15 protein-coding genes and 1 tRNA gene are annotated in these 14,161 nt (G+C 34.8%); 9 read left to right on the top strand and 7 right to left on the bottom strand.

Going from position 1 to position 14,161, the window contains the following annotated elements; translation table 11 throughout:
* Positions 1-276 precede the first annotated feature (276 nt).
* Positions 277-882, top strand: a complete 606-nt coding sequence (locus tag IPK91_15395) for a hypothetical protein (protein MBK8298629.1) — start codon at positions 277-279, stop codon at positions 880-882.
* 20 nt (positions 883-902) lie between these two features.
* Complete coding sequence (locus IPK91_15390) at positions 903-1,385, top strand: hypothetical protein (GenBank protein MBK8298628.1); 483 nt, start codon at positions 903-905, stop codon at positions 1,383-1,385.
* Between the two features lie 891 nt (positions 1,386-2,276).
* Here IPK91_15390 and IPK91_15385 read toward each other — a convergent pair.
* Positions 2,277-2,465, bottom strand: a complete 189-nt coding sequence (locus tag IPK91_15385) for a hypothetical protein (GenBank protein ID MBK8298627.1) — start codon at positions 2,463-2,465, stop codon at positions 2,277-2,279.
* Positions 2,466-2,792: 327 nt separating this feature from the next.
* Here IPK91_15385 and IPK91_15380 point away from each other — a divergent pair, with 327 nt between their 5' ends.
* On the top strand, positions 2,793-3,347 hold the full coding sequence (locus IPK91_15380) for a hypothetical protein (protein MBK8298626.1): 555 nt from the start codon (positions 2,793-2,795) through the stop codon (positions 3,345-3,347).
* 159 nt (positions 3,348-3,506) lie between these two features.
* Positions 3,507-3,647: a hypothetical protein gene (locus IPK91_15375; GenBank protein MBK8298625.1), complete on the top strand. Its 141-nt coding sequence runs from the start codon at positions 3,507-3,509 to the stop codon at positions 3,645-3,647.
* 130 nt (positions 3,648-3,777) lie between these two features.
* Here IPK91_15375 and IPK91_15370 read toward each other — a convergent pair whose 3' ends face one another.
* From IPK91_15370 to IPK91_15355, 4 genes are read right to left on the bottom strand one after another with little or no spacing between them, the layout of a single operon-like run.
* Entirely contained in the window at positions 3,778-4,095 is a 318-nt protein-coding gene (locus IPK91_15370; GenBank protein ID MBK8298624.1) for a hypothetical protein, read from the bottom strand.
* Positions 4,079-4,594 (bottom strand): hypothetical protein, encoded by a 516-nt coding sequence (locus IPK91_15365; protein ID MBK8298623.1) that lies wholly within the window; start codon positions 4,592-4,594, stop codon positions 4,079-4,081. Before IPK91_15365 ends, IPK91_15370 begins: the two co-directional genes overlap by 17 nt.
* A gap of 16 nt (positions 4,595-4,610) precedes the next feature.
* Positions 4,611-4,754 (bottom strand): hypothetical protein, encoded by a 144-nt coding sequence (locus IPK91_15360; protein ID MBK8298622.1) that lies wholly within the window; start codon positions 4,752-4,754, stop codon positions 4,611-4,613.
* Positions 4,744-5,670, bottom strand: coding sequence for an IS1595 family transposase (locus IPK91_15355; GenBank protein MBK8298621.1), 927 nt, complete (start codon positions 5,668-5,670; stop codon positions 4,744-4,746). The genes IPK91_15360 and IPK91_15355 overlap by 11 nt, the downstream gene beginning before the upstream one ends.
* Positions 5,671-5,806: 136 nt before the next feature.
* Here IPK91_15355 and IPK91_15350 point away from each other — a divergent pair, with 136 nt between their 5' ends.
* The 4 genes from IPK91_15350 to IPK91_15335 all read left to right on the top strand — a co-directional run bounded on the left by IPK91_15350 (position 5,807) and on the right by IPK91_15335 (position 11,774).
* Complete coding sequence (locus tag IPK91_15350; protein ID MBK8298620.1) at positions 5,807-6,574, top strand: hypothetical protein; 768 nt, start codon at positions 5,807-5,809, stop codon at positions 6,572-6,574.
* A 345-nt stretch (positions 6,575-6,919) separates the two neighbouring features.
* Positions 6,920-7,864: an SDR family oxidoreductase gene (locus IPK91_15345; protein ID MBK8298619.1), complete on the top strand. Its 945-nt coding sequence runs from the start codon at positions 6,920-6,922 to the stop codon at positions 7,862-7,864.
* A gap of 4 nt (positions 7,865-7,868) precedes the next feature.
* Entirely contained in the window at positions 7,869-8,936 is a 1,068-nt protein-coding gene (rfbB, locus tag IPK91_15340; protein ID MBK8298618.1) for a dTDP-glucose 4,6-dehydratase, read from the top strand.
* Between the two features lie 12 nt (positions 8,937-8,948).
* Complete coding sequence (locus IPK91_15335) at positions 8,949-11,774, top strand: SLBB domain-containing protein (GenBank protein ID MBK8298617.1); 2,826 nt, start codon at positions 8,949-8,951, stop codon at positions 11,772-11,774.
* Here the strand turns inward: IPK91_15335 and IPK91_15330 are convergent.
* Together IPK91_15330 and gap are read right to left on the bottom strand one after the other, a co-directional pair.
* Complete coding sequence (locus IPK91_15330) at positions 11,771-12,976, bottom strand: phosphoglycerate kinase (protein MBK8298616.1); 1,206 nt, start codon at positions 12,974-12,976, stop codon at positions 11,771-11,773. The genes IPK91_15335 and IPK91_15330 overlap by 4 nt on opposite strands.
* 12 nt (positions 12,977-12,988) lie before the next feature.
* Entirely contained in the window at positions 12,989-13,978 is a 990-nt protein-coding gene (gene gap / locus IPK91_15325) for a type I glyceraldehyde-3-phosphate dehydrogenase (protein ID MBK8298615.1), read from the bottom strand.
* Positions 13,979-14,070: 92 nt separating this feature from the next.
* On the opposite strand from gap, the gene IPK91_15320 reads away from it, so the two are divergent.
* Positions 14,071-14,142: transfer RNA gene (locus IPK91_15320), tRNA-Glu, on the top strand.
* Positions 14,143-14,161: the final 19 nt, after the last annotated feature.

Genomic DNA, 14,161 nt, shown 5'->3' with positions numbered 1-14,161 from the left:
GGGCGGTGTTCTCGTTTCAAATTTATTCAATATTACCTTATAGATTCTGTCAAAATCTTGATAAATAGAGGAATCAGATTTATTGGAAACGATTCCAGTGGCAACAGTTTAGTCATTACTTTCAAATATCCTAGGATCTGGTAGGCATTCTCAGTTAAATCGGTTAAGCAATTGATTGAACAAGAAGGCTAATGCAGTAGAATTCATCGAAATGCCAAATTAATAGCAATCAATATTTTACTTGATTGTGTTGGAGTATTTCATAACTACTATATAATGCATATAGTCGATTCCTTCATTAATAACAACATTTCATCATTTTCTCATGAAATGTTGTGCGAATTAGCATTGGATTATACATTTACTTATCTTCCAAATTGGTTTTCACTTCCTTCAACTTTTAATATAACATGCAATAAATTAGATTCAATATATTTAACCTCTCCTGAAGTAACTGTTTCAAATAGAGCAACTTATCTTGATGATTTGCATGATGACATAGTCGAAATACATGATTCTGAGCTTAGTTTGGAAGACCGTATTGATGCGTATAAAGATTTGGAAAATAACCCACCCTCATTTAATAATTCACTTGATTCAATATTATACTTTTCTGGACTTGCAACTATTAAATATTCAACTTATCTTTGGTACCCAGAATCGGGTTGTGGATCAGGTTATTTGGAATTAACTGAAGATTTAATTGAATTACAAGGAAATTTTGAAACCAGAACCCCGAGATGGGCTTTAATTTTGAAATCTGATTTTATTGGAGCATGGAGTGGCGCACTTGGAGGTGCGTTTTTTGGGCCAGCTGGAGCAGCCGCAGGTGCCACTACGGGAGCTCTAGGCAATTCTATGAACAACGCATTTGGTGAATAATTATTGAATTAATAAAATATATGAAATTTATTTTTTATATAATAGTAAGCTCACTATCGGTTTTGGGATTAGAATATTTATTGAATACAAATAAAACAGATATAAATTACAATTCGTTAATAATCACATTAATCATTATTGGAATCATATTTCTTATTAGTCTTTTTTTTAAAGGTTCTGTTAAATTTGCTAGATCGTTCTTATTCACAAAAGCTTTAATATCGACTGACTATGACTTTTTAAGTATTGAAAAGAAAATTGATACTTATATTAACATTCATAATTATTATTTACTGAATAAGAAAAAAAGTAGCAACGAATTATATTATGAAATTCAAATACCTATGACTTTTTGGTCTTGGGGAAATAAACTTACAATTGATTATACAACTAATTGTCTTAAAATTAATTCTATAAATACAAGCTTTATTCAATTTATAGATTTAAAATTAACTAATAAAATTCTTGTTGAAGAATTAGTTAATTCTTTAAGAATAGACTAATTTACTTTATTAAACCTGATAAAGGTAATATTATTAATTGATTACTTAATAATTATATGTTAACATCTTTTAAGATATATTTCTTAGTAATAATTAAATAATAACTTTTATGTATTCTCTATTTCTTGAGTTCGTTCGCGAGTTGCTTTATTGGGTTTTACTTGGGTTTTTGGTCGTATATTTTGCCAAACTTGGTCAAAAGAAGTTTAATAAAAATAAAGAAACGACTTGGGAAGACTAATTACAAAACCTATCAAGATAAATATTATCTAGATAGGTTTTTTTTATTTAACTATTGCTTGAGCTATTAAATAAATTCTTTTCTATGTAATGAAAATAAAATAAATCAGTTCCATTGATAGCTAATTCAACTGTGCCTATGGATAGCAAGGGGAACTATATATGTGTTGGGACAAGGTATTTTGATTATAAAAATGGGGTGCATTTTTTTTATTCTGGCTTTTTGGCCTTCTTTTCAGCGTCCTTCACCGACATCTTAACTATGTCAATGAATTTGCCTTCAAACTTTACCTTTTCTTCATAGTTTGAAGATCTTGGTCCAATGTTTAAAATCTAATAATATTTGATTTTGATCGAAATGCCAATGTGTTGTAAGCATTGTTTCCAAAGGGTTTTTTAATGTTACATTTCGAGGAGTGATAACCCTATTTAATCTCTTCTCTCTCTCTTGCCTGCTCTTTGCTCTATTTATTTCTTGGTTTTCAATGAATATATCTGGATACTTCTATTATTGGAGAAATGTTGTTTTTTATAATTTGTTCTAGCCGAGCTAAGGCTAACAACTCACCTTCTTTTGACAAAAGCACTGGGAAATACTTTTTAGACATAATTTTATAACTTTTGGCTTGATTACAAATAAAGACTGCGAATTTATAAAATACAGGTCATATATATCGTATTTAAAATAAAAACCAAATTTAATTGGTAATTATATTGTCTTTGCACTTGTCCCAATACAAATATAGTTCCCTCTTGAAGGGCCACCCAGTCAGAGACAATATCTTCGGCCTGAGAAAGGGGAATAAATGAACCGGTAGTTGTACTAAATGAATCTGGCATAATGTAAATATTTATTGGTTGGTTAAAATTTAAAATCCCGGCAAATATGGAATCAATTTCTATGTCATAACCAATTTACAGGCTCATTTTATTCAAATTTAAATAAAAAATGGTACATGTTGTAGTTGCAATGTAATATAGCGCAGCTTACTTTCTAGTACTTATCTCTACAAAAAAAAAAAAAAAACAGTATAAAGTGAAGTACGATTTGGTATATGTTGCAATTCAAATTGTAATATGTTTGTAAAACAATTCCAATTAATCAAGATATGTTTCAAATAGTAACTTTTAATTGATGCTATTAATTTTATTTAAAATAATTTATTTATGAAAAAGCTTTTATTATTCCTTTCGTTTAATTTTATTTTAATCTTCTGCTGTAAAGAAGATTCAGTTATTATTGAAAATTCAAATAAGCAAATAAGTCTAACTGAGAGGGATGCTTGCGGAGGAATTACCATAAAATGCATTTTAAGAAATGGGGAAACCAACCCAACATTTAAATTAACAGATCTCTCTGATAATAGCTATATTACATTTCAAGCTTGTACTTCATCGGGCACGATTCAATGTCCTTTGAATCCACAAGATTACTATTCATATACTTCAATTAATCTTAATTGGTTTTATGATGATCCATGCGATTTTAAAGAATGTATGGAGTTAGACAATGAATACTTATTAGAAGAATTATTTCCGCCTTTATTTAACTGTGGAGAGTACGTATCTATTTCACTTGTCGATATTACAGTATCGAATCCAAATTTGTGTTGCCCGGAAGTAGTTCGATGTGCTCCGAGATGTTTTGCAACAAATTACAGCGATCCTTCTCAATCTGATCCTGAATGCCCAAAAATAACCTTAACTGTTGAGCAGTATTAATATAAGTAATTTTCATTTAAAGTAACGGTACTAAATAATAATGTAGCTTAAGAAATTTTGTTCACAACATGTACTTTCTGGTGTAATTACATGTTAATTAAAATCGCCTATACTTTTTTACTATATTACTTTTGTTCTTCCAGGTTAACTATTTTCGATATGGGCGGCAGACCTGTACTAAATAACTTACTAAACAAAATTATTGATAAAATAGAAACAAATGAATTACCAGCTGGTTTTTACATTCTAATTTTAATTGGAAAAAACAGTCATACTGTAATTAAATATTTAAAAATTTAATCCTTGTTTTTTCCAAGAATAATCTTTGTACTCAATTCATTTTTAATATCTTTTTCTTAGGAACTCGGTAATAACATAAAACCCCTCGCGAGGGTAATGATATACGAATTTACACTGAAGGGTTTCAATTTTAAGAATGATTACTAACCGATGGTTTTTTGTGTTCTGCACTTTGTTTAGCAACATCAAATAATTGGTGTATTATTTCATAGTTTGCGTCTCCATCTTTACATTTAATTGGATCTTCATATAAAAGTCCATTCTCGTCGGTATCGCAATAAACGTATGCTTTTGTTCCGTTCTCTGTCTCGGCTTCACATATTGCACAAAAAACATCTGAGCTACCTGATGAAAAACACTCTTGATCTGGGCTATATTCCCAATCCATTAAACCCTTTTGGGTTAACTCAATTCTTTTTTCCAAATATTCTTTATCTGACATTTCCATATATAGGCCTTTTTGATATTATAAAAGATCTAAGTTTTCTTAAATAATTATTAAATTTTACATCATTAAATCGACTCGATGCAACAAATACTTTTGTTGCTATTCGTGAATTCCATTTAGCTGCCTCTTCTGACAAATCATTAATCTCTCTACTATCTGCTTCTGCACAACATTTTTTACATTCACTAATATTTTCGACTACTTTTTTAAAAAGATGCTCTATAAGTAAATAGTCTTGAGAAGATTTTAGCTGCCACTCTATAATTTCTATAATTTGCAGCCCATACATTAAATGATTCTGAAAAGTGGTTGTCTTTAATATTTTTAAATTTGATTTTATCTTAAACTGTTCAATAAATACAAATAACAAACCCGCAATTGTTGCTCCTGTTCCAATAATGCTTACTCTATTTATGCATTCAGCATCACAACCATAAAGGAGTTTTATTGTGACCAAAGTCACCAGAAGTAAAATCCAATATAGCCAGTTTATTTTCAAGTCAAAGAATTAACTATTAGGAATTATTCTTTTGCGGAGGTGGCGTTTTCAAAAGAGCTGAAAGGGTTTTATCAAAGTCCTTTTTTTTGATCGGTTCTGCCTTTATTTTCCCTTCAACTGGGAGGGTATCTTTAAATTTTTTGGTCTTTTTATTTTCCATGATTGATAAGGTCTTGGTATCTTACTCTGGTGGTAATGTTATTCAAAATTAGGTTAAATCTGGTATTTGTAGTTTGTTTTCTGGTATTGTAACGTAAAGCAAATTCATTTGCGTATTTCTGTAAATGCTGATCTGAAACGTGGTGGTAAATTCCGTAAATACCTCTTTTTAAATGTGAAAAGAAGCCCTCTACTGTGTTTGTATGCATGTCGCCAATTGTGTATTGGTTTTTCTCATGGTCAACTACGAAATGAGCTGCAAAGTCATTTTTTAACGTTGTATAGGCTCCAAACCCATCCGTAACAATTACAGCATTTTCGTTTACAACTTCTTCAATAATTGGTCTGATTGTCTTTTTATTGGACTGACCTATTGGCAAGGTTACAGTTACTACATGAGATTCCCTTTCCAAAATTGCTAATACAGGGGCTTTGTCATTCATTCCAGTTTGCTTGTTTCTTTTATGGAAATGCTTGTTTTTCTCTTTACCCCCTACGTAAGTTTCATCTATTTCTACAGGATTTGTTCCCATGATTTCTTTGAAAGCTGGGTGGTCAAAAGCATAGCGTAAACGGTGTAACATAAACCAAGCAGTTTTTTGAGTAACTCCAATATCCCTACCTAATTGGTGGCTGCTAAGTCCTTTTTTGTGGCTTGAAAATATGAATAAAGCCATAAACCACTTAATCATAGGGATTTTAGTGTCCTCGAAAATGGAACCAACTTTAACATTGAAGTATTTACCTGTGTTCTTGCATTTGTATTTACCACCAGCACATTTGTAAACCTTACTAGTTGCATCAAAAGGAGAAACTACACCATCAGCCCAAAGTATTGATTCTAAATGATTTAAACAGTCTTGCTCTGTTGGGAAAGCCTTAGCTAAATCAAAGATCGTTTTAAATTCGCCTATCATGTTCGATTGTTTCATGGTGTAAATTTATGCTCATTTATTGAGATTTCCAAATATTTTTGAGATTAAATTTACACTATTTTTAAACTGGTATGTAATTTGTTGATAAATAGGAAATTATGCTATTATGCTTAAATTTTTGAAAGACTATTTTGTGTTCATTGCGACATCTTTAGCCACCATAGCATTTATAGAAATGGCTTGTTTAAAATCTAAAGTGAATATCTTGATTACAAGCAATAAAGTTATTTCCAATCAAGTCAAACTCAATGAGAATTTGGTTACTAAAAACGATAGCTTATTATTAGAATTAGAAAATATAAATAATGAAAGACAATCCTTCGCAGATATGATGAATAGGGAGTCTGACAGAATGATTATGTATATGTCGCTAATATTTGTTGTGCTAACCATCGTCGGATTTTCCTATTTTCTTAAAGTTATCGAGAAGAATATCGAATCTTTTGAGGAGGCCTATAAAAACAAATACGAAGAACAAAAAAAGGACTATGAGACCCATAAAGAAAGATTATTGAAATTAGAAAGGGATTTACATTTAATGTCTGGTAATACATACGCTCTTATTGCACAAAGGCCAAACATAGCAGCAAGCGAAAGTGTAACATTCTCTATATATGCTGCTGGGGCGTTTTTTAAGTTATTTAAAATCGATAATTTAAAAACATCTAAAGATATGATTTTTGCTAATCTCCATAATGCCTCGGCCCATTTCCCATTAGATTCACAAGAAGCCGCTAACAATAATTTTGACGCCAATACGATGCTTACAGTTGTAAGGAATATCGGAATAATTAAAAATGATGAAATAAGAAATCTTTGCAACCAGATGACAATCGAATTGAACAGATTGATTCCATTTATTACAAATGCTAGAGCAACACCATAAACGTGGTGTTTGCGCTTATTAAATCTCGGTGTAAATTCGTATATCATTGCCCTCGCGAGCAGATCTCCAATCCCTAAATCTATCTGACATTCGAGCTCCATGTGGCTTCCCGATTTCAGTTTTTAAAAGGACTGCCATTAAGATCACGGAGAATTGAATTCTTCCGGTGTAAAATTTAGGCGTAACCAGCTCAATTTTTCGATTCAAATACCAGCTTTTATTATTTATAATTTATTAATATTTAGCTTAATAAGTATATATAAAAAATAACATATATATTTTATTTATTGTATTCTTCATTGATTATCAACTATTTCATTCTGAATTTTTATATTTGTGGCAGCTATGGCTACAAAACGAATATTAATCACCGGAGCGGCAGGATTTATCGGTTCGCATCTTTCTGACCGTTTTATTAAAGAAGGCTATCAGGTTATTGGAATGGACAATTTGATAACCGGCAATCTGGCCAATATTGAACATTTGTTTCGCTTAAAAGAATTTGAATTTTATCATCACGATGTGAGCCGTTTTGTCCATGTACCGGGTAAGCTGGATTATATCCTGCATTTTGCATCGCCGGCCTCTCCGATCGATTATTTAAAAATGCCCATTCAAACTTTAAAAGTCGGTTCATTGGGAACTCATAATTTACTGGGTTTGGCAAAAGAAAAAAAATCTCGTTTGCTGATAGCCTCTACTTCTGAAGTCTATGGTGACCCCCTGGTACACCCGCAACGGGAAGATTATTGGGGGAATGTAAATCCAATCGGACCACGCGGCGTTTATGACGAAGCCAAACGATTTCAGGAAGCGATTACCATGGCCTACCATCGCTACCACAATCTGGAAACGCGCATTGTGCGAATTTTTAATACCTACGGACCCCGCATGCGGGTTGAAGATGGAAGGGTATTGCCCGCATTTTTTAGTCAGGCGATAAAAGGAAATGACTTAAGTGTTTTTGGCGATGGATCACAAACGCGTTCGTTTTGTTACGTTGACGATTTGGTTGAAGGAATTTATCGACTTCTATTAAGTGATTACAGTTATCCGGTAAATCTTGGAAATCCGGAAGAAATTACTGTGAAAGAATTTGCAGAAGAAATTTTAAAATTAGTTGCAGGCACAAAATCAAAGATCGCCTACCATCCCTTACCGGAAGATGATCCTAAACAAAGAAGGCCCGATATCAGCATCGCACAAAAGGTATTGCAATGGGAACCCAAAGTAGGTCGAAAAGAAGGTTTAGCAATGACCTACGAATATTTTAAACAAGTTGTCGTTTAATTTCATGGCCTTTACTAAAAAAACGATCTTAATAACCGGAGGTGCCGGATTTATTGGTTCGCATTTGGTGCGACGTTTTGTTAACACATATCCTGATTACACGATTTACAATTTAGACGTATTGAGTTATGCCGGAAATCTTGAAAATTTAATAGACATCCAGCATGCCTCCACTTATCATTTTGTAAAAGCGGATATCGTTGATTTTGATAATTTAAAAACTTTATTTGAATCCATACAACCGGATGCGGTAATTCATCTTGCCGCTGAATCCCATGTCGATCGTTCCATTTCAGATCCGACTGCATTTATTAAAACCAATGTATTGGGTACGCTTAATTTATTGTTGTGCGCTAAAGCCATTTGGACAGATCCCACGAAAGCAAATCGTTTTTATCATGTAAGCACGGATGAAGTTTATGGCTCCCTGGGGACTGAAGGATATTTTACTGAAAAGACCGCTTACGATCCTCGTTCACCATATTCTGCATCTAAAGCCGGATCAGATCATTTAGTAAGATCATTTTTTCACACCTATAAATTTCCCGCATTAATTTCAAATTGTTCGAATAATTATGGACCCAATCAATTTCCTGAAAAATTAATTCCATTAATTATTAACAACATCCTCAATCAAAACCCATTACCTGTTTATGGAAAAGGAGAAAATGTACGGGATTGGTTGTGGGTTGAAGACCATGTAGCTGCTATTGATTTAATATTTCATCAGGGCATACCCGGACAGACTTACAACATTGGCGGTGCATCCGAAATGAAAAACATTGACCTGGTCTTGTTACTCTGTGAATTGATGGATGAAAAATTGGGCAGACCGGCAGGAAGTTCGGCCAGTCGCATTCAATTTGTAAGCGATCGACCGGGACATGACTTGCGCTATGCAATTGATTTTAGTTATCTAACACACCAACTCGGTTGGCAGCCTAGCTGTTCATTGCGGGATGGACTTCAAAAAACCATTGACTGGTATTTAAACAATCCGGAATGGTTACAAAAAGTGAGTTCAGGTGATTATTTAAAATACTATGAGCAACATTATTTGCAACGCGTTTAATAAACTCAACAAATGAACCAGTTCGTGCGTATGGATCTTTTTCTGAATGCAGCCATCAATCCATTCCGGTTTATGACATACAGAACAATCCTATTGGGTTTTGTTTTTATTTTAGGTATTGGCAAATTACCTTCTACGGTTCAGGCTCAGCAACGAAAGTTAATGGAAAATCAAGCCCTTGCTGAATTACAAAAAACCGGTATCAGCGAGCAAGAACTTCGGGACTATTTGCTAGAAAAAGGAATTGATATTGATCAGGCAAATTGCTTATCTGCTGAACAAGCCATCCAGCTGCAAGCAGAAATTGAAACTGCTGTAAAAGAATTGGAAGCAAAGAAAAAAACTGAAAACCGAACTAAAACAGCACCCACTGCCATTGATGACCATAAAATTCAAAATCGGATTCAGGCAAAAAACAAACAGCAAGAACCTTCAGTTATCCCAAATAAAGTTGGCGGTATTCAGTTGGATAGTTTGAAAGATCAGGAAGGAAAACTTCCAATCATCAAGGATACTGTTGCAATTTGGGGTCAACATATATTCAGAAATAAAAGTCTGGCACTTTATCGCCAGGCAAACGATATTAAACCGCCTTCATCGTATGTATTGGGAGTTGGAGATCAAATTACGGTAAGCATTTATGGCTACAGTCAACTAAACGAAACGTATGAACTCAATGCAGAAGGTTATATTTTACCTACACGCATGCCCCGCATTTTTTTAAAAGGCGTGACGCTGGGTCGTGCGAAAACCATGTTGAATAATTATTTCAAGCGTTTTTATCGATTTACCAATAATCAATTTGATGTCAGTTTAAATTATTCCAGAACCATCAATGTCAATATTTTTGGTGAAGTATATCAATACGGTGGCTTTACCATTCCTGCAATCAATACTGCCTTTAATGCTTTGATTGCTGCGGGTGGTCCGAATAATTTAGGCTCCGTACGTCGTATTAAACTGATTCGCAATGGAAAGAGCAGCACGATAGATGTTTATAAATTCATGCAAAATCCGGGAGCTGATAAAGATTACTATCTTGAAAACAATGACATCATTCAGGTACCGGTAGCTGATAAAGTCGTTCGAATTGAAGGCGCTATCAATCGTCCGTTTCAATATGAATTATTGGCAACTGAAGATTTAAATCATTTAATAAAATATGCCGGAGGATTGCAGGAAAATGCCATTCTTAAAACCATTCAATTGGAACGTATTCAGAATGACCGCAAAATAATTATTGACATCCCGTATCAGGAAATTTTAGCAAAAGGAGGTGATTTTATATTAAAAAAAGGAGATCGTTTGACGGTATTCTCCATTAAAACCCAGGTAGAAGATGTGGTTTTTGTTTCCGGTGAAGTTCGTGCTGAAGCATCGTACCAATTTAAACCCGGTTTAAAATTATCCGATTTGCTCAAGCGCGTTGAATTTACACCGCAATCCAATGTACAATTTGCATTTTTAAAAAGACGCAATCCGAATTTAACCTACTCTTTGGTACGAATAGATCTTGAAGCAATTTTACGAGGCGATGCCAACGCAGATAAAGTATTACAAGCACAAGATGTATTGACCATTTACAAACAATCATTTTATGCAGACCGCACGCATGTAAACGTAGACGGTGCCGTGCGATTGCCCGGTAAATTTGATTTGAATCCGAATGATGATATCCGCGTTCGTGATCTGGTCTTATTGTCCGGAGGACTCAAACAGGAAGCATTTCCATATGCGTTTTTATTTCGAATGAAATCCAATAATACCAAAGATTATGAAATCATTCGGATCGGCATAAAAGATGTGATGGAAAATCAGCAATCCGACCAGAATATTTTTGTAAAAGCATTTGATAGTTTGGTAGTCCTATCGCAATCCAGTTTTACCGATCAGGCGTATGTTGAAATTTCAGGTGCTATCAAAGAACCCGGTCGATATCCCTATGGTTCAGGAATGTCAGCCAATGATTTGATCAATTTGGCAAAAGGTTTTACATATTATGCGGCATCTAATAAAATTGATATTTTTCGAGTCGTTATAAAAAACAACGAACCAACGAAAACCATTGTAAAATCGATTGTATCCGCCAGAGATATGGATGAACGGAATGCCTTGCCAGATTTTCAATTGGATCCGTATGATATTGTTGTGATACGCAGTCAACCGGAATTCCAATTTCAGCAAATGGTTTATTTAGAAGGAGAAGTGCGATATCCCGGACCCTATGCTTTATTAAATCCCAATGAAAAAATTTCAGATATCATACAGCGTGCCGGTGGATTAACCCTGGAAGCATTTCCGGAAGGTGCTACCTTGTATCGGGTCAAAGACAGCATTGGATATGTTGTGTTGGATTTAAAAGATGCAATGAAAAAACCGGATTCCCGATTTGATTTTATATTGAAAGAAAATGATCAGATCAATGTGCCAAAACAAAAAGATTTGGTTCGAATTGCAGGAGCTACCAATGCGAAAGATTTATATCCTGATAAATTATTAGCCAATAACAACACGATTTCTGTTGCATATTTTGAAGGAAAAAATGCAAAATACTATGTTGATCATTATGCTGCCGGCATTTCAGGAAATGGAGATCCTAAAAAGATTACGGTTGAGCACGCCAATGGAAAAATTGAACGGACCCGGCGGGTTTTATTTTTCAGAACCTATCCAAAAGTTTACAAAGGTTCGGTTATAAATGTAGGTTATAAAGATGCAAAGCTTCAAAAAGAAAAGAAAGAACACAAAGATGTTGATTGGGCTAAGGTAGTTGCCGATTCTATTGCACAGGCAACAGCAATTTTATCGTTGATTTTATTAATTGACCGTTTAAATTAATTTAGTATTGCTTCTACACCCGGCAATTGTTTTCCTTCCAGCATTTCAAGCATCGCACCGCCGCCGGTTGAGACAAAACTTACTTTATCTTGTAGCTCGTATTTATTAATGGCCGCTACGGAATCACCTCCACCAATTAAAGAATAAGCACCTTGATCTGTAGCTTTTGCAACAGCTTCAGCAATGGTTTTGGTCCCGTTTGCAAAATGCTCCATTTCAAATACGCCCATTGGACCATTCCAGATAATTGTTTTTGAGTTAAGTATGTGTTGTGTATATGTTTTAATCGTCTTTGGACCGATATCCAAACCCATATAGCCATCCGGAATATTTTGGTCCGGACTTATTTGAATGTTTGTATCATTGGCAAAACTTTGACCCGCAACAGAATCTTCAGGTAATAAAAATTGAATGCTTTTTGCATTTGCTTTTTCAATCAAGGATTTTGCTAAATCCAGTTTATCTAATTCACACAAAGAATTTCCAATGCGAAAGCCCAATGCATTTAAAAAGGTATAAGCCATTCCACCGCCAATAAGAATTGCATCACAAAAATCCATCAAACTTGAAATGAGTTGAATTTTATCAGAAACTTTTGCACCACCAATAATAGCCGTAAGCGGTCGATGTGGATTTTTAAGTACCCGCAATCCATTTTCAACTTCTTTTTGCATTAAAAATCCGAAGGCTTTATGATCCTTATCAAAAAAACGCGCAATGGTAGCAGTGCTGCAATGCTCACGATGTGCCGCTCCAAATGCATCATTTACATAAAATGTACCAAAGCTTGCTAATTTTTTAGCCCAATCGACATCCCCTTTTTCTTCTTGTTTATAAAACCGTGTGTTTTCACAAAGTAAAATTTCACCGGAATGCAATTCCTGAACTTTAGCCAGGGTATCCGTGTCACCACAATCTTTAGCAAACAACACGTTGCAATTTAATAATTCCACTAATTTGGTGGCAACGGGCTGCAAAGAAAATTTCCCATAATTAATGGAACCGTCAGGCATTAATTCTTTTAAAGGTCGACCCAAATGAGATAATATGATAATTCGAGCTCCTTGTTGGATGAGATACTGAATGGTTGGTAATGTTTTCACAATTCTCGTTTCATCCTGGATTTCTCCATTTTTAATAGGGACATTAAAGTCTACCCGGAGGAGAACATTCCGGTCGTTTACTTGAAATGATTTCAACATGAGATTTACTTATTATGCAAATTTAGCGCACATCTCAGCGAATCGTGCGGAATACCCTGCTTCATTATCATACCAGGCTACAACTTTTACAAACTCACCATTTACTTCTGTAAGCTGCGAATCAAAAATTGCGCTGTGCGTATTGCCGATAATATCAGAAGAAACTAAAGGAGCTGTGGCATACTCCAGAATATGCTTCAATTGATTATTGGAAGCCGCATTAAAAGTTGAATTTACCAGATCGCGCGATACTGGTTTTTGAACTTTACAAACCAGCTCAATGATCGAACCTGTGATAATCGGTACCCGGTATGATGAAGCCATCAGTTTCCCTTTAATAGCAGGATAAACGGCTTCAACAGCTTTAGCAGCTCCTGTGGAAGTCGGAATAATATTCTGAGCCGCAGCGCGAGCCCTTCTGAGGTCTTTGTGGGGTGCATCCTGAAGTCGTTGATCCTGGGTATAGGAATGGATGGTGTTCATGGTAGCGAACTGGATGTCAAAAGCATCATCCAACACTTTGATAACCGTAGCCAGGCAATTGGTAGTACAAGAAGCATTAGAAATAATCGTTTGATTATCAGCAATTTGATCATCATTTACCCCCAATACATGGGTTGGAATGCTGTCATCCTTGGGAGGAGCTGAAAGCAGGACTTTTTTTGCACCGGCAGTAAGGTGAGCGGCGGCTGTATCGCGGCTTAAATAGATTCCGGTACATTCCAACACCAGATCAATTTGTAAAGAAGCCCAGGGCAATTGAAGCGGATCCTTGATCATAAAGGCCTTAATTTCCTGACCATTGATTATTAATGCGTGTTCATTGTAGTCTACGGTACCTTGAAATTTCCTGTGCGCGGTATCATAAGTAAACAAATGAGCCAATGTAGGGATATCCGTTAAATCATTAATGGCCACGACCTGAACCTCCGGATTAAGTAATAAACGCCTGAGAGTCAGTCGTCCAATTCGTCCAAAACCATTAATAGCGATGCGTTTCATGTAACTAAGATTGCGTACAAATAAAATAGAAAACGAACAAAAAGGTTCATCTAAACTAGAAAGCTTTTATATATTTGCAGTCCTTTTTTAACGGCCCGTTCGTCTAGGGGTTAGGACACCAGATTTTCATTCTGGTAAGAGGGGTTCGATTCCCCTACGGGCTACATAGAAATCCGCTTTTTG

The organism is Saprospiraceae bacterium, from assembly GCA_016712145.1.
Classification (GTDB): Bacteria; Bacteroidota; Bacteroidia; order Chitinophagales; family Saprospiraceae; genus Vicinibacter.
This window is presented reverse-complemented; position numbering and strand designations above follow the sequence as displayed.

Excerpts from the sequence above, each read along its gene's own strand:
- rfbB (MBK8298618.1), top strand. The coding sequence starts at position 7,869 with ATGGCCTTTACTAAAAAAACGATCTTAATAACCGGAGGTGCCGGATTT.
- IPK91_15360 (MBK8298622.1), bottom strand. The coding sequence starts at position 4,754 with ATGGAAAATAAAAAGACCAAAAAATTTAAAGATACCCTCCCAGTTGAA.
- IPK91_15335 (MBK8298617.1), top strand. The coding sequence starts at position 8,949 with ATGAACCAGTTCGTGCGTATGGATCTTTTTCTGAATGCAGCCATCAAT.
- IPK91_15385 (MBK8298627.1), bottom strand. The coding sequence starts at position 2,465 with ATGCCAGATTCATTTAGTACAACTACCGGTTCATTTATTCCCCTTTCT.
- IPK91_15330 (MBK8298616.1), bottom strand. The coding sequence starts at position 12,976 with ATGTTGAAATCATTTCAAGTAAACGACCGGAATGTTCTCCTCCGGGTA.
- IPK91_15390 (MBK8298628.1), top strand. The coding sequence starts at position 903 with ATGAAATTTATTTTTTATATAATAGTAAGCTCACTATCGGTTTTGGGA.
- IPK91_15370 (MBK8298624.1), bottom strand. The coding sequence starts at position 4,095 with ATGGAAATGTCAGATAAAGAATATTTGGAAAAAAGAATTGAGTTAACC.
- IPK91_15355 (MBK8298621.1), bottom strand. The coding sequence starts at position 5,670 with ATGATAGGCGAATTTAAAACGATCTTTGATTTAGCTAAGGCTTTCCCA.
- gap (MBK8298615.1), bottom strand. The coding sequence starts at position 13,978 with ATGAAACGCATCGCTATTAATGGTTTTGGACGAATTGGACGACTGACT.
- IPK91_15395 (MBK8298629.1), top strand. The coding sequence starts at position 277 with ATGCATATAGTCGATTCCTTCATTAATAACAACATTTCATCATTTTCT.
- IPK91_15375 (MBK8298625.1), top strand. The coding sequence starts at position 3,507 with ATGGGCGGCAGACCTGTACTAAATAACTTACTAAACAAAATTATTGAT.
- IPK91_15345 (MBK8298619.1), top strand. The coding sequence starts at position 6,920 with ATGGCTACAAAACGAATATTAATCACCGGAGCGGCAGGATTTATCGGT.
- IPK91_15380 (MBK8298626.1), top strand. The coding sequence starts at position 2,793 with ATGAAAAAGCTTTTATTATTCCTTTCGTTTAATTTTATTTTAATCTTC.